This is a genomic window from Streptomyces sp. 8N114, assembly GCF_052245835.1.
Classification (GTDB): Bacteria; Actinomycetota; Actinomycetes; order Streptomycetales; family Streptomycetaceae; genus Streptomyces.
The window spans coordinates 41,052-61,511 of sequence record NZ_JBQQBT010000019.1 but is presented as its reverse complement, the minus strand read 5'-3'; the positions used below and the strand labels follow the sequence as shown (position 1 = coordinate 61,511).

15 protein-coding genes are annotated in these 20,460 nt (G+C 67.9%); 13 read left to right on the top strand and 2 right to left on the bottom strand.

Annotated features, from left to right (window positions below; translation table 11 throughout):
* The first annotated feature begins 132 nt into the window (after positions 1 to 132).
* Together ACTWQF_RS28465 and ACTWQF_RS28460 are read left to right on the top strand one after the other, a co-directional pair.
* Positions 133 to 810, top strand: coding sequence for a ribonuclease HII (locus ACTWQF_RS28465; RefSeq protein WP_443282619.1), 678 nt, complete (start codon positions 133 to 135; stop codon positions 808 to 810).
* A gap of 395 nt (positions 811 to 1,205) precedes the next feature.
* Positions 1,206 to 1,541, top strand: coding sequence for a hypothetical protein (locus ACTWQF_RS28460; protein WP_443282567.1), 336 nt, complete (start codon positions 1,206 to 1,208; stop codon positions 1,539 to 1,541).
* 351 nt (positions 1,542 to 1,892) lie between these two features.
* Here the strand turns inward: ACTWQF_RS28460 and ACTWQF_RS28455 are convergent, their stop codons facing one another.
* Positions 1,893 to 4,085 carry a RecQ family ATP-dependent DNA helicase gene (locus ACTWQF_RS28455; RefSeq protein WP_443282566.1) on the bottom strand — a complete coding sequence of 731 codons (2,193 nt, stop codon included), beginning with the start codon at positions 4,083 to 4,085 and terminating at the stop codon, positions 1,893 to 1,895.
* A gap of 139 nt (positions 4,086 to 4,224) precedes the next feature.
* Between ACTWQF_RS28455 and ACTWQF_RS28450 the strand changes: the two genes are divergently transcribed.
* The 11 genes from ACTWQF_RS28450 (at position 4,225) to ACTWQF_RS28400 (ending at position 17,997) form a co-directional block, all read left to right on the top strand.
* Positions 4,225 to 5,451, top strand: a complete 1,227-nt coding sequence (locus ACTWQF_RS28450; protein ID WP_443282565.1) for a DUF4192 domain-containing protein — start codon at positions 4,225 to 4,227, stop codon at positions 5,449 to 5,451.
* Between the two features lie 96 nt (positions 5,452 to 5,547).
* Complete coding sequence (locus ACTWQF_RS28445) at positions 5,548 to 6,303, top strand: NUDIX hydrolase (RefSeq protein WP_443245328.1); 756 nt, start codon at positions 5,548 to 5,550, stop codon at positions 6,301 to 6,303.
* 128 nt (positions 6,304 to 6,431) lie between these two features.
* The gene (locus ACTWQF_RS28440; protein WP_443282564.1) at positions 6,432 to 9,215 is read left to right on the top strand and encodes an ATP-binding cassette domain-containing protein; all 2,784 of its coding nucleotides are present in this window, start codon (positions 6,432 to 6,434) and stop codon (positions 9,213 to 9,215) included.
* Positions 9,216 to 9,507: 292 nt separating this feature from the next.
* Entirely contained in the window at positions 9,508 to 10,536 is a 1,029-nt protein-coding gene (locus ACTWQF_RS28435; RefSeq protein ID WP_443282618.1) for a FadR/GntR family transcriptional regulator, read from the top strand.
* Positions 10,537 to 11,532: 996 nt separating this feature from the next.
* The gene (locus ACTWQF_RS28430; RefSeq protein WP_443245330.1) at positions 11,533 to 13,140 is read left to right on the top strand and encodes an RNA polymerase sigma factor; all 1,608 of its coding nucleotides are present in this window, start codon (positions 11,533 to 11,535) and stop codon (positions 13,138 to 13,140) included.
* 106 nt (positions 13,141 to 13,246) lie between these two features.
* Positions 13,247 to 14,143 carry a tyrosine-type recombinase/integrase gene (locus ACTWQF_RS28425; protein WP_443282563.1) on the top strand — a complete coding sequence of 299 codons (897 nt, stop codon included), beginning with the start codon at positions 13,247 to 13,249 and terminating at the stop codon, positions 14,141 to 14,143.
* A 391-nt stretch (positions 14,144 to 14,534) separates the two neighbouring features.
* Positions 14,535 to 14,819 (top strand): hypothetical protein, encoded by a 285-nt coding sequence (locus ACTWQF_RS28420; protein WP_443282562.1) that lies wholly within the window; start codon positions 14,535 to 14,537, stop codon positions 14,817 to 14,819.
* Positions 14,812 to 15,096 carry a hypothetical protein gene (locus ACTWQF_RS28415; protein WP_443282561.1) on the top strand — a complete coding sequence of 95 codons (285 nt, stop codon included), beginning with the start codon at positions 14,812 to 14,814 and terminating at the stop codon, positions 15,094 to 15,096. The genes ACTWQF_RS28420 and ACTWQF_RS28415 overlap by 8 nt, the downstream gene beginning before the upstream one ends.
* Positions 15,097 to 15,152: 56 nt before the next feature.
* Positions 15,153 to 15,977 (top strand): bifunctional DNA primase/polymerase, encoded by an 825-nt coding sequence (locus ACTWQF_RS28410; RefSeq protein WP_443282560.1) that lies wholly within the window; start codon positions 15,153 to 15,155, stop codon positions 15,975 to 15,977.
* Positions 15,974 to 17,305, top strand: a complete 1,332-nt coding sequence (locus ACTWQF_RS28405; RefSeq protein WP_443282559.1) for a DNA primase family protein — start codon at positions 15,974 to 15,976, stop codon at positions 17,303 to 17,305. The genes ACTWQF_RS28410 and ACTWQF_RS28405 overlap by 4 nt, the downstream gene beginning before the upstream one ends.
* A 476-nt stretch (positions 17,306 to 17,781) precedes the next feature.
* Positions 17,782 to 17,997 (top strand): hypothetical protein, encoded by a 216-nt coding sequence (locus ACTWQF_RS28400; RefSeq protein ID WP_443282558.1) that lies wholly within the window; start codon positions 17,782 to 17,784, stop codon positions 17,995 to 17,997.
* A gap of 1,240 nt (positions 17,998 to 19,237) precedes the next feature.
* On the opposite strand, the gene ACTWQF_RS28395 is transcribed toward ACTWQF_RS28400, so the two are convergent.
* Complete coding sequence (locus ACTWQF_RS28395) at positions 19,238 to 20,410, bottom strand: serine hydrolase domain-containing protein (RefSeq protein ID WP_443282617.1); 1,173 nt, start codon at positions 20,408 to 20,410, stop codon at positions 19,238 to 19,240.
* Positions 20,411 to 20,460: the final 50 nt, after the last annotated feature.

The window sequence follows — 20,460 nt, the reverse complement described above, 5'->3', positions numbered from 1 at the left end:
TCCATTTCGCGGACTCTCCGTTACCAATTCACCCCCTTCCGCGATCACCGGTGCCTTATCCGGACTCTTTCGCTCTCTTCGGTGGACTCCCCTGAACTCGCCGCCCCCGCAGCGGATACGCTAGTTATTGCCATGCCGTACGAGTCTCCAACCCATCGCGTCGAGCGTTCGCTCCGCGCCACCACCGGCGCCAAGATTGTCGCCGGAGTAGATGAGGTCGGCCGTGGAGCCTGGGCGGGACCCGTGACGGTCTGCGCCGCAATCACGGGCCTGCGTCGTCCTCCTGCCGGCCTCACCGACTCCAAACTCATCCCCGAACCCCGCCGCAGCGAGCTCGCCGAAGAACTGACCAGTTGGGTCACCGCCTACTCTCTCGGTCACTCCACCCCGGAGGAGATCGACGAACACGGCATGACCGCCGCCCTCCGATTCGCCGCCGTCCGCGCCCTGGACGGCCTGCCCCAGCGCCCCGACGCCGTGATCCTGGACGGCAAGCACGACTACCTCGGAGCGCCCTGGCGCGTGCGTACCGTCATCAAGGGCGATCAGTCGTGCGTCGCCGTCGCGGCTGCTTCCGTCATCGCCAAGGTGCGCCGCGATGCCCTTATGGCCGAACTCGCCCCCGACCACGCCGAGTTCGCATTCGAGGACAACGCGGGATACCCATCACCGGTGCACAAGGCGGCCTTGGAAAAGATCGGTCCCACCCCGCACCACCGGCTGTCCTGGGCATATATGGACGCCCTGACCCGCTGGAAGCACCTCAAGCGCATCCGGAGCGAGCCAACAGAGCAGATCGGCCTCTTCTGAACCGGAACGGTCGGACGGCGCCGTCACGAAGTACCGGAACTCAGCCGCGGGAATACTCGCGTAACCCGTACCCGCTGACACGTCTGTTTCCGTCCTTTGATAGACAACACCTCATGCCTCTCACTCCCGAGGAGCCACAGATTTACGAGAGCGTCCCGGGTGCCCGCACATCAGCGGGAGCATCCCGAACTCCGCAGGCATCCCGCACAGCAGCCCCTATTCCCGGCCCTCGCCAAGCGCCGCGCCCCGCACCACCGCGCGCCGCCAGCAGAGGCCCCAACACCCCGGGCCGTCCCGGCGGTCCTCGCCAGTCGAACCCACCGACTTCGGCGAAGCCGGCCTCCCCGGTCGCCACGGCCCGCATCCACCTTGTCGCCGCGACCGACACGACCGCGGTGGAGGTTGCCGACGAGACCGTCGACAAGCTCCTCGACGAAGGCCGGGCGCCCGGTGAGATCCTGCTTCTGACCACGGGTGGCCAGCACCCCTGGGCAGAGCATGAACTCTCCTTCGGTGAGGAGTCCTACTGGCGCCAACTCACCGACGCCGAGGACGTCTTCTGTGCCCACGCCGCCGTCGTGGCCAGTACCACCCAGCGCCCTATCGTGCTGCTCGCCGTCAACGGCGGCACCGACCCGGAGGCGGCGGCAGCCCTTCCGGCGGCCCTGGGGAAGGCCACCGAGCAGCTCATCGTCTGCGGCGATCCCGAGCGCGTGCGCGCCCTGCTCTGACCCGCGCCCCTCGCCAAGTCCGGCGCCGACGTGATCTGACGCTGACCTCGATGCGGCGCTGATCTCGCTGGTGCGCCGGCCTCGAAGGGCGAGGCACGTGTGGGGACGAGCGGAGCGAAGTTGGGCGAGGAGTGGTGCGCGCCCGGCAGCGAAGCCCGTGTGGGACCGAGCGGAGTGAGGCGGCGTGCGGACCGGTGACGGCGCGCCCGACGCCGGTCCCTGGACCTGCAACGCCAAGGTCACGTCCTGAGCTGCAACGTGTCTTGGGTTGCAACCCGTCTTGAGTTGCAACGCCGCCGTCCGCCGAGCTGTTCGGGCATCGCGGCACCCCTGGCCGAGCACGCCATACGGTCAATTCTGGGTTGCGAGAACCAATGGCAGCACCCCCTTAGCGCCGGCTTGGCGGAGCATCCGTGCGGCCACGGCGAGCGTCCACCCTGTATCGGTGTAGTCGTCCACCAGCAGGAGCGGGCCCTCCAGCAGGGGGAGGGACCCAGCCAGCTCCGGCGGGAGCGCCAGGGTCTCGTGGACTGCGCGCAGACGCTGTGCTCCGTTGCTGCGTGCCGCGTTCAGCACCCCGAACTCGTCCGCGCATGTCACCGCTCCGAGCAGCGGGATGCGGCCGATCTCGGCGATCCGTTCCGCGAAAGACCGCACCAGTTGCGGACGGGTACGGGACTCGATTGCCACGATGCCCGCCGGCCGCTCGGATGCGTCCGGTGCCCCCGAGGTCCAGCCGCCGGGCCCTTTGGCCCAGTCCGAAAGAACGGTCACCGCACCGTGCAGCACGTCTTCCGGAACCGGCCCGTCCCCTCCTTGAGGGGACAGCAACGGACGCAGCCGGTTCCCCCAGCCGATGTCGGACAGCCTGCCGAGGGCTCGCCCGGTCGATGCCTGCTGCTGCTCAGGGATCCGCCCCCTGAGGTCTAGGCCGACGACCTGCATACCGGTGGGCCACATCTTCCGGGGCTCGATCGGCACCCCGGGCCTGCGCAGCTCGCCGCGGGCTGCCACAACGAGGGACTCGTCCACATCCGGGCTGAATCTGCTGCCTGCGCAGTTGTCGCACCTGCCGCAACGAGCCGCTGCCTCGTCGTCCAGCTCGCGCCGCAGATACTCCATCCGGCACTCGCTCGTCTCGGCGTAGTGGCGCATCGACCGCTGCTCGGCCTGGCGTTGTCGTTCGACCCACTCGTAGCGGTCGGCCTCGTATCGCCACGGCCGGCCCGTGGCGATCCAGCCGCCCTTGACCCGCTGCACGGCTCCGTCCACGTCGAGGACCTTCAGCATCATCTCCAGCCGGGAGCGGCGCAGCTCAACCCGGGGCTCCAAAGCGGCCAGCGACATCGGGCCGTTCGCGGCCGCCAGCACATCGAGGGTGCGCCGCACCTGTTCCTCCGGAGGGAAGGCCAGTGATGCGAAGTAGCGCCAGATCGCTTCGTCCTCCTGGCCGGGCAGCAGCAGCACCTCCGCATGATCCACACCGCGGCCCGCCCGGCCGACCTGCTGGTAGTAGGCGATGGGGGAGGAGGGTGAGCCGAGGTGGACGACGAAGCCGAGATCTGGCTTGTCGAAGCCCATGCCCAGCGCCGATGTCGCTACCAGAGCCTTCACACGGTTGGCGAGGAGGTCGCCTTCGGCAGCTTCACGGTCGGCATTCTCCGTTTTGCCCGTATAGGAGGTCACCTCGTGTCCGCACTGGCGGAGGAAGGCCGCGACCTCTGTGGCGGCTGCAACCGTAAGGGTGTAGATGATGCCCGAGCCAGGCAGGGATTTGAGGTGCTCTCCCAGCCAGGCGAGACGGTGCGGAGCATCCGGGAGCCGCAGGACGTTGAGGCTCAGGCTCTCTCTGTCCAGGGAGCCGCGCAATACCAGCGCGGGGGCAGAGCCTGCTTGGTTGCCACTGCCCTCTGCCGCGCCTCCGGTGCCGAGCTGGTCAGCCACGTCGGCTGTGACACGCGCGTTGGCCGTGGCGGTGGTGGCCAGTACCGGGACGCCGGACGGCAGCTCCCCCAGCATGGTGCGCAGCCTCCGGTAGTCCGGGCGGAAGTCGTGGCCCCAGTCGGAAATGCAGTGTGCCTCGTCCACGACGAGCAGGCCCGTGGAGGCGGTAAGGCTGGGCAAGACGTGATCACGGAAATCCGGATTGTTGAGGCGCTCTGGGCTGACCAGCAGCACATCGACCTGTCCGGCGGCGACCTCTGCCTCGATCGCCCGCCACTCCTCCGGGTTCGCGGAATTGATCGTACGGGCATTGATTCCCGCTCGCGCGGCGGCCTCGACCTGGTTACGCATCAGTGCCAGCAGCGGGGAGACGATCACCGTCGGCCCCGATCCGCGCTTGCGTAGAAGAGCGGTCGCCACGAAGTAGACCGCCGACTTCCCCCAGCCGGTGCGCTGGACGACCAGTGCCCTTCTCCGCTCCGCGACCAGCGCCTCGATGGCTCGCCACTGATCGGCGCGCAGCCGGGCCGTACCCCCGCGGTCGCCGACGAGGCCGGCGAGCACCGAGTCGGCTTCTTGCCGCAACTGTGTGTCACTCATGCGTCCATGCAACCCGATGTCTCCGACATCCGAGTACCCGGCCTGTGGAAAAGCCAGGATTAATATGACAAACATAAGAGTCAGCTCGACTGTGGATAACTGACGACCTCGAATTTGCGATGTGCGCGAACGTCGAGGCATGACACAGCACGACCGCGAACCTCGCGGCAATGAACCGACCCCTCCCTACTCCCAGGAGACAACCACCCCGCCGCAGGCAAGTGTCTCCCTGCGAGATCCGGCTGAACTCGCCGAGGCACTGCCCTATCTGCTCGGCTTCTATCCGGACGACTCCCTCGTCGTCGTAGCCCTCCACGGCGAGCGCGGACGCTTCGGTGGACGCCTCAGGATCGGAATCCCCGAGAGCGAGAGCAGCTGGCCGGCCTTCGCCCCGCAGATCGCCGAGTGCCTGGACTCCAGCTCACAAGCCCGGGGCGCCCGGCCCGACGGTGCCTTGATCTTCCTCTGCCAGGAACCTGGGGAAGGCCACACCGGCAGGGACGTCATGGAGCGGTTGCGCCCTCTCGTGCAAGAGCTTCGCCGGGCCTGCGGAAATCTGGAGATGCCCGTCTACGAGGCCCTGTGCCTCTCGGAAGGCAGGTACTACTCCTACGTCTGTCCCGATCCGCGCTGCTGCCCGCCCGAGGGCGTCCCCCTGGCTGAGGCCAGTACCTCGGCGATGGCCGTAGCAGCCGCGTATGCCGGTGTGCCGATGCATGGCTCACTGCGCGAGATGGAGAGGCGTCTTCTCCCGCTGGGGCCGCCGTTCGCCGAGGAACAGACCCGGGTCCTGGACAGCGTCAGCGCGGAACTCACTCCACGCATGCTGTCCTCCGAAGGCCGGGAGCAGGTGCGGACCGACACCTTGGCCCTCATCGGTCGGTTGATGGAACGCTTCCAGCGGTGCTCCCCCACCGCGTCGACGAGTGTCGGCCAGGATGCGCACGACGACGGACTGCTCAGCCACGACGAAGCTGCCTCAGCAATCCTCGGCCTCCAGGACCGGGAGACCCGTGACGAGGCGGCCGAATGGATGGAGGGCGCGGATGTCGGTCCGGCTCTGCGGCTCTGGCGGGCACTGGCCCGGCGCTGTGCGGGTCCCTATATCGGATACGCAGCGGCCCTGCTCACGCTGGCGGGCTGGGTCGCCTGGTCGGGAGGTGACGTTCCGACCGCCCGGGTCGCGCTCGGACTCGCCCTGCGGGCCGACCCCGACTATCTCTTCGCCCAGCTCTTGCACCACGCCTGCAACGAAGGGCTCGATCCGAAGCTGGTCCGCCGTTGCTTGAGGAGCGGACCGGGATCGGAACAGGGCGACGGAGGGGGCGAGCGACTGGGAGAGACGGAGGGGGAGTCCCCGTCGTGAGTACCCGTCCCACGTGCTCCGGCCGAGGACGAAGGAGGTGCGAGTGGTACCGCGGAACGGACTGTTTATCGTCAAGGAGACGACTATGATCACGCCATGCCCTATGATCCGTCGGCCTTCCCGCCCTTCGCTGTCACCGTCGACCTCGTGGTGCTCACCGTGCGCAAGGACGCGCTGTATGCCCTGGTCGTACGCCGCGGGGAGCCTCCGTATCAGGGCCGGTGGGCGCTGCCGGGCGGTTTCGTGCGAGGTGACGAGGATCTGGAGGCAGCGGCTGCACGCGAGCTCACCGAGGAGACCGGACTCCGCTCGCAGGCCCTGGAGGACCAGGACGCAGGTGCACATCTGGAGCAGCTCGCCACCTACGGCGCGCCCCAGCGGGATCCCAGAATGCGGGTGGTCAGCGTCGCGTACCTCGTCCTCGCGCCCGACCTGCCCTCGCCCATCGCGGGCGGAGATGCGCGCAGTGCCCGATGGGCGCCGACAGACACGCTTCTCGGCGTGGGTGACGGGGCCGGATGGGAGGCTGAGCAGCAGGTGCCGCTCGCGTTCGACCACGATCAGATCCTGCAGGACGGGGTGGAACGGGCGCGATCCAAGATCGAATACTCCTCGCTCGCCACCGCCTTCTGCCCACCCGAGTTCACGGTGGGGGAGCTGCGACGGGTCTACGAAGCCGTGTGGGGTGTGGCGCTCGATCCGCGGAATTTCCACCGCAAGGTGACGGGAACCCCCGGGTTCCTGGTGCCGACCGGTGGGACGACGACCCGCCAGGGCGGTCGGCCGGCACAGCTGTTCCGTGCTGGAGGGGCCACGCTGCTCAACCCGCCCATGCTGCGTCCGGAGGTCTGAGACCGGAAGGGCAGTCGTTCCCTGCTTCCACGGCGGACAGCGAGGCTGGCCGATCGGCTACCCGGAAAGTCGGAAATGACACGTTATCTTGCAGAGGTGCGTCCGCCACGCGTTCTGCGGGAGAAGCGATGATTCAGGCCATCGGACTGACCAGTGCGGTCCGGCGCAAGCGCCTGCCGCGTGTCGACGACCTCACTTTCGAGGCGCGCTCCGGACAGGTCACCGTGTTGCTGGGCCCGGCTGGTTCGGGTAAGAGCGAGGCGCTGCGGCTGATGCTGCAACTCGTTCCGGGGCGGGGCGTGGCACTCTTCCGGGGGCGTCCGGTGCAGCGGATCCCGCACCCAGCCCGGGAGATCGGCGTCCTGCTCGGCGATGTCCCCGGCCACCCGGCCCGCACGGCTCGGGGTCATCTGCGCATGCTGACCCCGGTGGCAGGGGTGCCGATCGAGCGGGCGGACGAGGTCCTGGACGTGGTCGGGCTCAGCGGGCTGGCGGACCAACGACTCGGTGACTTCTCGCTCGGGATGGACCGCAGGGTCGGGATGGCGGCGGCGCTGCTGGGCGACCCGCACACGCTGGTGCTGGACGAACCGACCCGCGGGCTGTCACCGCGTGAGGTCAGCTGGCTTCACGGACTGCTGCGTGGATACGCGGAGCAGGGCGGGTTGGTGCTCCTTACATCGCGGGACCCCAAAGAGGCAGCGCGGCTCGCAGATCGGGTGGTGTCGATCGACCGAGGTCGGCTCTTGGCCGATCAGAAGACGGCCGACTTCTCCCGGACCAGGCTCCGTCCCCGGGTGGCGATCAGGACACCGCACGCGGAACGGTTCGCGGCTGTGCTCTCGCAGGAGGCGCGGAGCGCTGAGCGGGCGGGCGGTGGAGGCGGGGCTTTCGAGGTGGTGTGCGAGGGAGGCAGCCGGGTCTCGGTCTACGGGAGCAACTGCGCCGCGGTGGGGGAGTCCGCCTACCGGCACGGGATTCTCGTACACAAGCTGACGGAGGAGATCGGGGACGCCGGGGACAGCTCCCGACCGAGGCCGCTGAACCGGGCGGACGGACGAACCTCCAGGCGGGAGGCGAGGGGCTCGGCGGGAGCTGCGACCGCCGGGAGCACGGGGGAAGAAGCGATGGGGGCAGACGTGGGGATCTGTTGTGTGGACGATGTGGATCAGGCGGACCGCGGGGATGCCGCAACGCGGGAGGGAGAGGGGGACGTCGCCGCGTCCGGGCACGCTTCGGTTCCGGCGCCCGGCAGCTATCAGCCGGGAAGCGGCGCACCAGCGCGGGGCGGTGCATCCGCGGCAGAAGTGGAGCCGAAGGCCGGAACCGGCGCAGGCGCAGTTTCGGCCTCCGATGCGGGTGGTGAGCGGGGCACCGAGGCGGGGCAGGGCAGGGCGGAAGCGCCCCCAGCCGTCGGGGGGCGGCCCGCGGAGGGGCAGGAGTCGACGGTCGAGGGCGGGCAGGTCCCGGAGGCACTCGTGCCGGTGGGGCACGAGAAGTCGGGAACTGTGGCAGGGGGTTGTTCCGGGGATCCGGTTGGCCAGTCACATCGGTCGCCGAGTCGCTCTTCCGGTGGGTCCGCACCGTTCGGCACTGACCCGGCTCCCGAGTCACCGGGCCCGAATTCGTCCCAAGTCTCTGGGAGCTCGGGCTCGGGCGCGGCCTCTGGCTCCGCGGCGGCTCCCGCCGTCGACGCGGCAGCGGCCAAGAAGGGGCCAGCTTCCGGCTCGCCGGCTTCGGCCTCTGCTGCCTCCAAAACCGCTGCTTCCGTCGCATCAGCTGCAGCGGCCGGGAGAAGCGCCGAGCCGACCCAGGCCCAACCCCAACCCCAGGCCCAACCCCAACCCCAACCCCAGGCCCAGTCCCAGGCCCGACTCCGGGACCGGGACAGCCGCCAGGAGAGGGCTACCGCAACGGGCGGTTCTCCGTCTCGGGGTGCTGCCTCCACCGCAGGCGCAGGCGGGGCCGAAAGTGCCAGGCGTAAGGCGGCGGGCCTGCTTCCGGAGTTTCCTGCGGTTCGCAGGCCAGGCCCTGTGGCCCCGCTCCACTACGAACTGCTGCGGCTCTTCGGTGTGCGGACGCCGTGGGTGCTGATCGTCCTGGCGCTGGTTTGCGGGCTGGGGATCTCTGTCGTGGTGGCTGGAACGGACGCAGGGGTCTCGGCCGATGCTGCGACGGGGAGCGTGTCTGGTCTGAAGCTGCTCACCGGGTGGCCGCCCGGGTCGCCGTTCTTCGTGCCGCCGGCAGCGGTAGTGGCGGGGCTGGTGGGGGCCATGGCGTTCGGAGACGAGTTCAGGTATCCGGCGCTCGTACCGGCGCAGGTGCCGGTGCCGCGCAGACTCGGGCTGCTGGTGGCCAAGCTCGTGGTGACGGCCGGTACGGCGGTGACCCTGTGCCTGGCGACCGCGCTTTGCAACGCGGGAGCGCTCACCCTGTTCTACGGTGCGGACAGTCTGGTCCTCTCGTTTTCCGACCACACGTTCGACATCGCCAGTCTGACCAGCTTCTCCGTACCCGGCGGGGCTGAGGCCGGGGGCATGGTGCCCTCGCTGGGGGTGCAGGTAATGGCGGTGCTTGCGCTCTGTGTCGGATGTGCCTGGGCAGGGCTGTTGGCCGCCGGGGTGTTCCGGTCGACCGCGTTGGGTGTGGCTGCCGTTGTGGCTGTGCCTGCACTGGTGGCACCCCTGGTACGGAAGGCTGCGGTGGGTGCCGGGGGCCAGTCGTTCGAAGGGCTGCCGGAGCGTCTGCGCTCGGTGCTGCTCTTTCCCTGGCCCTCGGCGGCGGAGCAGTCGGGCGCCGTGGCGACGGGGATTGTGTCGCAACCGGTGGGCCGGGCCCTCGCGTTGTCGGTTACCGTCCTGTTCTGTGCCTACGCCCTCATGTCCCTGCGCGGCCGGCCGAGACAGCGGTAGTCGGCGGGGAGGACGGCAGGGGGCGACCGCGGATGGCCATGCAACGGGGATGCGTTGGGCTGTGTTAGGGCGGAATCTCCCTGAATCCGCCAGGTGTTCACATGCCGCGGCGTCAATCCGGCGCTCAAAGGCGGCAGATAGCTCTGACCACCAATGATGTGGTCCGTTCTTTCCGATAAGGCGTCAATTGTAAGGAAGCCAGCGATCACCCTTTCGTGTGCTTTTCACCAAAGCCCTCAAGACCGCCCTGACCTCGGCCGACACAAGGGTCGTGACTACCCTTGCGCACTCCATGATGACCGCGGCTCGCCCCGTCGACACCGGCCTCGTAGGCCCGGGCGAGCTCGACCGCTACGCATACGCCGAGTCCACGGGAACGGCGCGTACCACAACCAACGCCTCGGCGTGGGAGGGTTCCGAGGCTGAGATGAACCGAGTGGGCCGACGTGCGTCCGGTAGCCGAGGCAGGGGCCTGCACGGCCAACTCGTCCAGCAGCTCGGCCAGATGATCGTTTCGGGGGACCTGGGCGCGGACCGCCCGCTCGTCCCGGAAGAGATCGGCCAGCGCTTCGAGGTCTCGCGTACGGTTGTACGCGAGTCCCTGCGCGTCCTCGAGGCCAAGGGGCTCGTGAGCGCGCGCCCCAACGTCGGCACCCGGGTCAGGCCCGTCAGCGACTGGAACCTGCTCGACCCCGACATCATCGAATGGCGGGCCTTCGGGCCGCAGCGGGAGGGGCAGCGGCGCGAGCTGTGCGAGCTGCGCTGGGCCATCGAGCCGCTCGCCGCCCGCCTCGCCGCCGGACAGAGCCACGACGACGTGCACCAGCGCCTCGGCGACATGGTGGAGATCATGAGCCACGCGCACGCCCAGGGCGACACCCTCACGTTCTCGCGCGCCGACGCCGAGTTCCACGGGCTGATCCTCCAGGCCGCGGGCAACAGGATGCTGGAGCACCTCTCCGGCATCGTCTCCTCCGCGCTCCAGGTCTCGGGCGGGCCGACCGCCTGCTGTGAGCACCCCACGGAGCACGCCGTCGCGCACCACCGCCGGGTCGTGGACGCGCTCGTCGCGGGCGAGGCAGCCGTCGCCGAGGCCGCCATGCGCCAGGTGCTGAGCGGGCACGCCGAGTCGGTGGCCGCCGCGCAGCCTGCGCAGGGCGCATCTGCTCCGGCCGCTTCCGGTCAGCCCACTCAGGCGACGCCGCCAGCGCAGGCCGCACAGCCGGGGACCCACGGAGTGCCCGCCGGGGCGGGTCAGCCGGGTGGTGCCGGTACGGCCGGCGGGGCGGACCATGTGGTGCCCGCCCCACGCGAACACTGACCGGCGCGGGCGCGCTCAGGGGCCGGCCGGCTGCTTTCGGGCCGCCTCGCCGATGCTCGCCCTGCGGTTTGTGCCTGCGCGGTTCCGGGTGTTGTCTCCGGCAGCTTGGTCCGCCCGGATGGGGCCGGGTTTCGGGGCGTACCGATGCGGAACCGGCTTGCCGGAGCCGGGCCGCACCCTAAGGTCGGACCCGGCTTGCGGAGTCGGCTCCGCCCCGTGGGATCGGGGCCGGCTTTCGGCTCGGTCCCGCGGCTCCGTGGTTCGTACGGCCGTGCTTCCGTCCTCCGGTGGCACGGCCGTACCTGCGAGTCCGACCCGCCTCTCGTCGGCGGATCGCCGGAGGTCGTGTCCCTGTCTGCCCGTTGCCCTTGCAGCCTGGACAGGTGCCTGGTCCGGCACCGCGGCCGAGCCCTCGGCGGAGCATGCGTACCTCGGACCCGTACCTGAGCCGACGAGCCCGAGCCGCACCGGTGAGTTCCCTGCCCGACCGTGAGTCCCCTACCCGAGCCGCATACCCGGTCCCCGCGCCCGAGCTCCACGCCTACCCAGCCCCCCGCCCGGGCCGGGGTCGCCCCTGAGTCCCGCACCCCGAGTCAGGGCGGCCTGGATCCACCCCGAATCGCGGCCCGGATCCGCAAGCCCTCGCCCGAGTCTGAGTGCGAGCCCGGGTCTGCGCTCAAGCCCAAGCCAAGCCCGAGCGAGAGTCCGAGCGTGCCCGGCTCACCCACATGAGGAGCCGCGCTCACCCACACGGGCACCCGAATCATCCGGTTATCATCGCGAAGGAGTGGGTATGCGGTGTGACTCGGGCCACGTGAATTGGGCGTAACGCTTCCCGTTCCCATGCGATGACTCAAGAGGTGACAGCGGAGGAGGGAATACGGGCGCTCCGTCCGGGGCTCTTGTTCCTACCCGTTATTTCTCCACTGCTCCGCCCGCGCCGTCGGTTCATCCCCACCGGCGGTCCGCCGTTTCCATCGTTCCGAGAGGTTGTTCGTGTCGGCCAGCACATCCCGTACTCTCCCCGCGGAGATCGCCGAATCCGAGTCCGTGATGGCGCTCATCGAGCGGGGGAAGGCTGAGGGGCAGATCGCCGGCGACGACGTACGTCGGGCCTTCGAGGCTGACCAGATTCCGCCAACCCAGTGGAAGAACGTTCTGCGCAGCCTCAACCAGATCCTCGACGAGGAGGGTGTGACGCTGATGGTGAGTGCAGCCGAGGCGCCCAAACGCACCCGTAAGAGCGTCGCAGCGAAGACCCAGGCCAAGCGCACCGCCACCAAGACGGTCGCCGCCAAGACCACCCAGGCCAAGAAGGCCGCTCCCGCGAGTGCGGCTCCCGCGGCCCCGGCCGCCCCCACCGCTTCCGCCACGGGTGCTGCTCCGGGGCAGGAGCCTGCCGGGGAGGAGGCCGCGCCCAAGCCCGCGAAGAAGGCCGCAGCCAAGAAGACCGCGGCGAAGAAGACCGCGGCCAAGAAGACGGCCGCGCCCAAGAAGACAGCAGCCAAGAAGTCCGTCGTCGACGAACTCCTCGAGGGCGACGAGGAGCTGGCGGAGGACATCGCCGCCAAGTCCGCAGGCAAGCCCGGCCCCGAGGAGGGCCCCGCGGCCGAGGTCAAGAACGAGAACGAGGGCTTCGTCATCTCCGACGATGACGAGGACGACGCGCCGGCCCAGCAGGTCGCTGCTGCCGGGGCGACGGCCGACCCGGTCAAGGACTACCTCAAGCAGATCGGCAAGGTGCCGCTCCTCAACGCCGAGCAGGAGGTCGAGCTCGCCAAGCGGATCGAGGCCGGTCTCTTCGCCGAGGACAAGCTGGCCGCTGAGGAGAAGCTGGCACCCAAGCTCCAGCGGGAGCTGGAGATCATCGCCGAGGACGGGCGCCGCGCCAAGAACCACCTGCTGGAGGCCAACCTCCGCCTCGTGGTCTCGCTGGCCAAGCGCTACACGGGCCGCGGCATGCTCTTCCTGGACCTGATCCAGGAGGGGAACCTCGGTCTGATCCGTGCGGTCGAGAAGTTCGACTACACGAAGGGCTACAAGTTCTCGACGTACGCGACGTGGTGGATCCGCCAGGCCATCACCCGTGCCATGGCCGACCAGGCCCGCACCATCCGTATCCCGGTGCACATGGTCGAGGTCATCAACAAGCTCGCCCGTGTGCAGCGCCAGATGCTCCAGGACCTGGGCCGCGAGCCCACCCCGGAGGAGCTGGCCAAGGAACTGGACATGACGCCCGAGAAGGTCGTCGAGGTCCAGAAGTACGGCCGGGAGCCGATCTCGCTGCACACTCCGCTGGGCGAGGACGGTGACAGCGAGTTCGGTGATCTGATCGAGGACTCCGAGGCGGTCGTCCCGGCGGACGCGGTCAGCTTCACGCTCCTCCAGGAGCAGCTGCACTCCGTGCTCGACACGCTCAGCGAGCGCGAGGCGGGCGTCGTCTCGATGCGTTTCGGACTGACCGACGGCCAGCCCAAGACGCTCGACGAGATCGGCAAGGTCTACGGCGTGACGCGTGAGCGCATCCGTCAGATCGAGTCGAAGACGATGTCCAAGCTGCGCCACCCCTCCCGCTCGCAGGTCCTGCGGGACTACCTGGACTGACGGGCACCCTCAAAAACGCCCCTGACCTGCTTATTCGCGGGTCCGGGGCGTTTTTCTCGCCTTGCGCAGCGCTCCCAGTCCAGATAGTGCTCTATCCTCGGGAAGCATGAACGATTCGGACATACGGGCTCTTCTGGACTCCTGGCTGCTCCACCTCAAGGCTGAGCGGAAGAGCGCGCAGACCCTTAAGACATACGGCGACGGGGTACGCGCCTTCCTCCGCTGGTGCGACCAGAACCACATCAATCCGGATCTCGACCGTCCCACGGTGAACGCCTTTGTAGCCTCCCTTCTCGACGCCGGAGCCGAGCCGTCTACCGCGCGGTCCCGCCAACTCGCGGTGCGCCGGTTCTCCACATGGCTCGCCGAGGAGGGAGAGATCGAGACAGATCAGCTCATCGCCTTGAAGCCGCCCAAGCTGGACCACAAGATCACCCCCGAGCTCTCGGAGGACGAGCTGAAGCTGCTGATCAAGGCATGCGCCGGCAAGGACCTCCGCGACCGCCGCGATGAGGCCATCGTCCGCTTCATGACGGAGACCGGCGCGCGGGCCGGTGAGGTGGTGGCCATGCGCGTGACCGATGTGGACCTGAAGACCGGCGCCGCCGTCCTCCACAAGACCAAGGGCGGGCGAGCCCGCACCGTCCCATTCGGCCCACAGACCGGCCGCTCCATCGACCGGTATCTGCGCCTGCGCCGTGCCCACCGTCTCGCCGACACCGACACCCTCTGGCTCGGCGACCGCGGCAAGAACTTCAGCTACTACGGGTTGCACAGCGCTCTCACCTACCGCGCCGAGCTCGCGGGCATCGAGAGCTTTCACCCCCACGTCCTCCGTCACACCGCCGCCGCCCGCTGGCTGGCCGCAGGGGGCTCCGAGGGCGGGCTCATGGCGGTGGCAGGATGGACCCGACGGGACATGTTGGATCGCTACACGAGGGCGAGTAGTGAGCGGCGCGCCGCCGAGGAGGCTCGCCGACTCGGGTTGGGTGATCTGTCATGAGCGAGGGAGTGCGGATCCTGACCGTCTGGTGCAAGGATTGCGAGGACGAGAAGCGTCCCGGCCGTCAGCGGCTGGGGGTCGTTGAGCGTACCCCCAAGGGCGCCGTTCGGTGGCGCGTGGAAGCGAAGCGTCTGGCACGCCTTAACCGGCCCGGTCGCTGGCGTGGCTGGAGGGGAGGCTCGACCCTAGAGCACCCCGCCTACTCGCGGCTGGTCGCGCCGGAGCGCTTGGTGGCCATCTGCCCCTACCACGGACGCGGCTACGTGCGCCGAGCGGACGTCGAGGATGCCATCGACAAACGATGTGATAGCGTATCGCTTAATATTTCTGTCGGCGGCCAAGCCGCGTGACCGGAGTCGGCAACCCGGACTAAGCCCAGGAGGGCTAATCCGTGTATGCCTTGACCCCCGAGCAGCGCAGCCTTCGTGCTTCGATCGCCGCCCACGAGATGTGGGCCAACTGTGATGACCCTGCCGCCCGCACACTCCCTGCCCGTGCGGCTTTCCTCCACAAGTTCGAGGAGGAGGCCGACCCGGACCGCACCCTGACCCCTGCGGAACGCGCACGTCGTGCCGAGCACCTCCGGAAGGCGTACTTCCAGCGCCTTGCCCTCGCATCCTCCCGCGCCCGCGCTGCCAAGGGCGCCGCCCGCAAGGCGGGTGGTTCAGATGCCTGAGCCGCTGTACGACGTCACAGTCGCCGAGATCGGCGGACAGCGGGCGCTGATTGTCCAGCCCTCCATCCCCGATGGCGCGTCCGATGCGCTGAAGAACGGCCTCGCGATCCGGCGGGCCGCGAACGTGACCGGCCACTGCCCAGGCTGCGGGGCCCGCGTGCAGATGCCGAACCGCCAGCAGCGCCGGGCCGCAGCCAGGACGGGAAAGATCATCCACCTCGCCATGGAGCATGAGCACGGCTGCGGCGCCCTGCTGGACGGGGATGAAGCGGCATGAGCATGGAAAAGGGGTCCGGCCAGACCCCAGTTCCCACAACAACAGCTAATACCAGTATGCCCCTGGCTTACGCCCTCCGCTACGCCCAGCGCGGTTGGCACGTTGCACCCGGCTACTGTTACGGCAGCCCGCGCAAGCATCCGTGCATCAACGCCTGGCAGGACGCGGCCTCCACCGACCTGCACCAAATCATCACCTGGTGGGCCGAGACACCCAAGGCCAACGTCCACATCGTCACCGGAGAGCAGTCCAACCTGTGGGTGTTGGACATCGACGACAAGGCCAACCCTGTACACGGCGTTGGCTCCGCCACCCTGGCCGCCCTGGAACGCGAGCACGGTGACCTGCCCCTGACTCTCAGGGTCCGCACCGGAAGCCAGGGCATGCACTACTTCTGGACATGGGACGGCGTCGACTTCGACCTGCGCAACAGTGCCGGAATGCTCGGCTCGGGCATCGATACCCGGGGCAACGGCGGCCAGGTCGTTGCACCCCCGTCGCGCATTGACAGCCCGGGCCACACGGGGCCCTACGTGGTGCTGGACGACCGGGCGCCGGTGGCTGCCCCGGCATGGCTACTCGGTCTCCTGCGGCCCGTGCAGCAGCCCGCACGGGGCGACGGTGAGGCGTTCACGTCGGCAGGTTCGCCCGTGCAGCGCTTTCGAGGCCTAGTCGAGAAGGTCCTCGACACAGAAGAGGGCAAGCGCAACGAGGTGCTGAACTGGGCCGCCTACCGGGCCGCCGAGATCGTCAAGGAAGGCCGCCTCACCCGCGAACAGGTCGCCAGCGCTCTGCACGCCGCTGGGGTCAGCGCCGGGCTGGACGAGCGGGAGGCCCGCGCCACTGTCAACTCCGGCCTCGCCTCCGGGGGTGCGCTGTGAGCGACAGCAAGGACGTGGCCGCCGAGATCGTCAGGGACGCTGGCGTCGAAGACCCGTCGCTGTTCTTCGACCGCGACGGGCTGCGTGCACTCGATTTGGCCAACGCCGTCGTCGAGCAAGGCCCGCTCGCCGAGGGCATCGATGAACGCGTCTGGGCCTACAAGAACGGCGTATGGCGGCCCGCGAAGCACGCCGTACGGGACCGGACCGCCAAAATGCTCAAGCAGCGCTTTCGCAGCATGCACGCTACGAATGCGGAAGCCCTTGTGCGTGCTACCGCCAGGCGGATCACCTGCGACCCCGTGCCCGAAGTCATCAACTTCCGCAACGGCTACTACTACTGGCGGGCCGAGCAGCTACTCGACCACCACCCCGATGTGATGTCGACAATGCAACTCAATGCCGAGTGGAGCCCGGAAGCGACCTGCCCGGAGTTCGACAACTTCCTGGCTCAGGTGCTTCCCGCCGACGTGATCCCCATGTTGTGGGAATTGATCGGCTACCTCATGTACTCCGGCAATCCCCTGCATAAGGCCGTCATGCTCGTCGGCCACGGCCGTAACGGCAAGGGTACCCTGCTGCGGGTCCTAGACGCCCTGCTTGGCGCGGAAAACATCACCGCTGTGTCCCTTGCCGACATGGCGGGCGACAAGTTCACTGCGGCACAACTCCTCGGTAAGATCGCCAACATTGCGGGGGATATCGACGGCAAATATTTGGAAACCACTGCACGGTTCAAAGCCATCACTGGCGAAGATCTGGTGAGCGCCGAGCACAAGTACGGCGACCGGTTCGACTTCACCCCTTGGGCGGTGCCGGTGTTCTCCGCCAACAAGATCCCCGGCTCTGCGGACGTGACCTCCGGCTACCTCGCCCGGTGGGTGGTGATCGAACTCCCCCACGATTTCACCGGACGCGAAGACCGCACGCTCACGCAACGACTGACTACGAAGGCCGAGCTATCCGGGATCGCGGTGAAGGCTGTACCGGCGCTACGTCGGCTCATGGCGCGCGGCGACTTCGAACTATCCGAATCGGCCAGGACTGCCCAGGAGGAATTCCGCCGCAAGGTCGACCAGGTGCGAACATGGATCGACGAGTGTGCCGAGATCCACCCTGACCATCCGCACATGGCCCGGACCGTCCTCTACGACTGCTATGCACGCTGGGCCAAGCGGGACGGGCACAAGCCGGTGAAGGCTCAGGAGTTCTACGAGCGCCTGGCTACGGCGGGTGCACAGCCGCTCAAGCGGGACGGCACCCGGGGGTTCACGGCCATCAAGGTCACCGACAGTGCCGAGAGTCTTCAGGATCGCTACCTTGGGTGACATATTCGGCGGCTTCAGGGCAGGCAGGGCAGGCTGAATAGGGTTTTTGCATCTTCAAACACGCACACAGGAAAAAGTTTGAAGGAGCTGCCCTACCTGCCCTGAGTGGTAGGCGGTCACCATGTTGTCCAGCAGCGCAGCGGCGTGACCTCCCCTATGCGTACTCTTGCACGGCACGCGCCCATCTCCACCGACGCCTGGAACAGCGTCAACCCGGCAGGTGTCACCGCACATGGGGACCGGAGGCGACCGGGACGACCAACGACTCGCCGGCCTTCACCGCCGTGCGTTCCCACCCACAAGCGGGTCGCGTTCCTGGCCGCCTTCATCGAAGCCGCGATGGACACCAAAATTCAGCAACTTGTCACGATGCTCATCGCGGACGCGTTCACCCGCCTCGACGGAACGGCGTTCACCACCGGCTCCGGCACTGACGAGTCGATCGGGATCATCACCTTGCTGACCGGGGCAGCTCTATGGAGGACACCGCAGGTGCGGTCACCCATGCCCGGGCTGACATTCTCGCCCTTCAGGAGGCGGTTCCGGCACGGTGGCGCAACTGGTCCAACTTCATAGCGAGCCTTGAGGTCATTAACAAGACGCGCGCTTTCCCCCACCTGCCGGGGGTGTCGACCTCCCTCGTGGACGACGCGACGCAGCCCTCCGACGCCGCGGGGCTGGCGGCTGTATGAGAACTCGGAGATGTCCGTCGACAGCGCAACAACCGGGTAGAAGATCCCCTCGCGGGGACTTCTCCAGCGACCTGGTCGTCGATCGTTTGGGGGCCACCGTCGAGTACATCCCATAGCTGTTTAGGCTAACAACCGGCCAAATGGCCAGCGCGGCTGGTACGCCTGTGGCCGTGTGGGCGGTGACGGGCTGGTTCCCGAGCGTTTCCGGCTCCTGACATGCAGTACCCACCACGAGGCCCTCAGTAGCCCTTTGGTATTCCTGCTCGGGCACCGGGGGGACGAGCCCCCGCTGTTAAGCCCCTTCAGTTCAGGGGGTGAAGGGTGCCCAGATGAAGGCGTACCTGCGGCGTGGGCTCCTTCTGTGTCTCGCAGGGCTCCGTACGGTCTTGTGCGCCCCTGTGCGAGGCCCGACGTGGGCTAGCTGGAAAGTGCTCGAGGCAGGCACGCAGGGCTTCATGGTATTCAGCATGTGATGCCTGGGCACATGAATCTGGGGCGCTTTTCATGTAAGCCCCATATATGGGTGCGCCCTCCACGGGTTGTCCCTATATCGCTTGCTCCATCATTGCGCATCATCCAATGCAGAGGTGCAACGCCTTGTGTACAGCGACGCGATGGCAAGAAATTGAACTGCAGTACGTAACGCAATACCACATCAGGTGTAAGCTGATTCCCATTGGGAAGGAAGGAAACATCTTAAGAATCGCTAAGCATATTTTTGGCGACATCGTCAAGGATGCAAGTAGGCTAAGGTGGACCCGCAAGAATGCCTAGGGTTCCTAGTGTCGATACCAATTAAGTGATTGCGTATGCGATGTTTCTCGTGATACTTAGAAGCCCCTTAGGGATGGGAACTCCTGCAATGGTGGCCGGTCCATATCGGGTCTCATGGGTGGGTCTATCGTCACAGGCCAGCAGGGGGTGCTGCCCCTTGGGTGTGACAGATTGTCCCTAAAAGGACCCTCAGGCGTCGGCCAAGCACGTGTAACGGCCCCTCAAGTGCGCATGTAGGGAGGTGGGGGGCGGGTCCGTCACGTAACAAAATAGAAAATTCCGGACCCCGCAGTCCTTCCATTTCTCTCTGATGTAAATCCCTGTCACGTGGCGGCTGGAAGATCGACAAGGACATAGTGAGTCGTGCGACGGTGGCCGCTCCGAGAAGCGGTCGTGCGTTTCTCGTGTCACTTGCGGATTCCGAATCGCGGTGGCAGCCTCTCGATCGAGCGGTCTTCAAACTCAATTACGCCAGAGAGTTCCGCACTGCATCGACGAGCGCCGTCGCACGCATGTCGTCGGGGCCGCCGATGATGTGGTTCATGGCGTACCCGAAGGCAATGCTGTGCTCCGGGTCGGCGAAGCCGAGTGAGCCGCCTCGGCCGGTGTGGCCGAAGGAGTTCGGCCCGGTCATGGGGTTGGTATCGATGGGCAGCATGTAGCCGGCGCTGAAGCGGCTGGGCGCCACCATCACCTGGTCCGCACCGCTGGCCTGCTCCTGGGTCGCCGATGCGAGGGTCTCCGGAGTGAGGAGGCGTACGCCATCCACCTCGCCGATCAGAGCGGCGTACATGCGCGCCAGTCCGCGTGCGGTGGCGATGCCGTTGGAGGCTGGGAGTTCCGCAGCCTGGACGTCGGGAGAGTTGAAATCGATCTCGGGAGGGTCGGTGACCTGGAACGCCCTGTTGCTGAATGAATTCGGGTCGCGCCAGGCTGCGACCAGTTCGCGGAGCTCTTCGGGGATCGACTCCGGCGGCGCGGTGGTGAAATCGACCTCGGGCTGCTGGTACACCATCCGGCTTACCCGGTCGCGTTCACTCGCCGGCAGTCCAATGAAGAAGTCCAGCCCCAGGGGGGTGGCGATGTCGTCGGCGAAGAAGCGGCCAGGCGTGCGGCCGGATACCCGACGGATCACCTCGCCGACCAGCCAGCCCCAAGTCCTGCCGTGATACCCGTGCGCGGTGCCCGGAGCCCATAGGGGACGCTGAGCGGCCAGTGCGGTCGCCATCGGATGCCAGGCCAGCGCCTCTGCCAGTGGCACCGGGTGGTCCAGCGCGACCAAGCCAGCCTGGTGGGACAACAGCCAGCGCACCGGGATGTCCGCCTTGCCGTTCGCGGCGAACTCCGGCCAGTACTTGGCCACCGGGGCGTCCAGGTCCAGCGCGCCTCGCTGGACCAGTAGATGTGCCGCGGTCGCGGTTGCTCCCTTGGTCGCCGAGTAGACCAGTTGCAGCGTGTCCCGCGTCCACGGACGATCGGCTTCAGGGTCGGCGGTCCCGCCCCACAGGTCCACCACCGGTCGGCCATCGTGGTACACGCACACCGCGGCGCCGATGTCCCCGTGCCGGTCGAAGTTCGCAGCGAACGCCTCGCGCACCGGTTCGAACCCGGCCGCGACCTCACCGTCGATCATCGTCATGTCGCCCATCCTGGCATTCTGGTGGCCTGCTCCGAGGGGTCGGGCCTACG

What these genes read in the sequence shown, in the direction of transcription:
- ACTWQF_RS28455 (WP_443282566.1), bottom strand. Translation starts at nt 4,085, where the DNA reads ATGAGTGACACACAGTTGCGGCAAGAAGCCGACTCGGTGCTCGCCGGC.
- ACTWQF_RS28440 (WP_443282564.1), top strand. Translation starts at nt 6,432, where the DNA reads ATGATTCAGGCCATCGGACTGACCAGTGCGGTCCGGCGCAAGCGCCTG.
- ACTWQF_RS28450 (WP_443282565.1), top strand. Translation starts at nt 4,225, where the DNA reads ATGACACAGCACGACCGCGAACCTCGCGGCAATGAACCGACCCCTCCC.
- ACTWQF_RS28425 (WP_443282563.1), top strand. Translation starts at nt 13,247, where the DNA reads ATGAACGATTCGGACATACGGGCTCTTCTGGACTCCTGGCTGCTCCAC.
- ACTWQF_RS28410 (WP_443282560.1), top strand. Translation starts at nt 15,153, where the DNA reads ATGCCCCTGGCTTACGCCCTCCGCTACGCCCAGCGCGGTTGGCACGTT.
- ACTWQF_RS28395 (WP_443282617.1), bottom strand. Translation starts at nt 20,410, where the DNA reads ATGACGATGATCGACGGTGAGGTCGCGGCCGGGTTCGAACCGGTGCGC.
- ACTWQF_RS28465 (WP_443282619.1), top strand. Translation starts at nt 133, where the DNA reads ATGCCGTACGAGTCTCCAACCCATCGCGTCGAGCGTTCGCTCCGCGCC.
- ACTWQF_RS28445 (WP_443245328.1), top strand. Translation starts at nt 5,548, where the DNA reads ATGCCCTATGATCCGTCGGCCTTCCCGCCCTTCGCTGTCACCGTCGAC.
- ACTWQF_RS28435 (WP_443282618.1), top strand. Translation starts at nt 9,508, where the DNA reads ATGATGACCGCGGCTCGCCCCGTCGACACCGGCCTCGTAGGCCCGGGC.
- ACTWQF_RS28415 (WP_443282561.1), top strand. Translation starts at nt 14,812, where the DNA reads ATGCCTGAGCCGCTGTACGACGTCACAGTCGCCGAGATCGGCGGACAG.
- ACTWQF_RS28400 (WP_443282558.1), top strand. Translation starts at nt 17,782, where the DNA reads ATGGAGGACACCGCAGGTGCGGTCACCCATGCCCGGGCTGACATTCTC.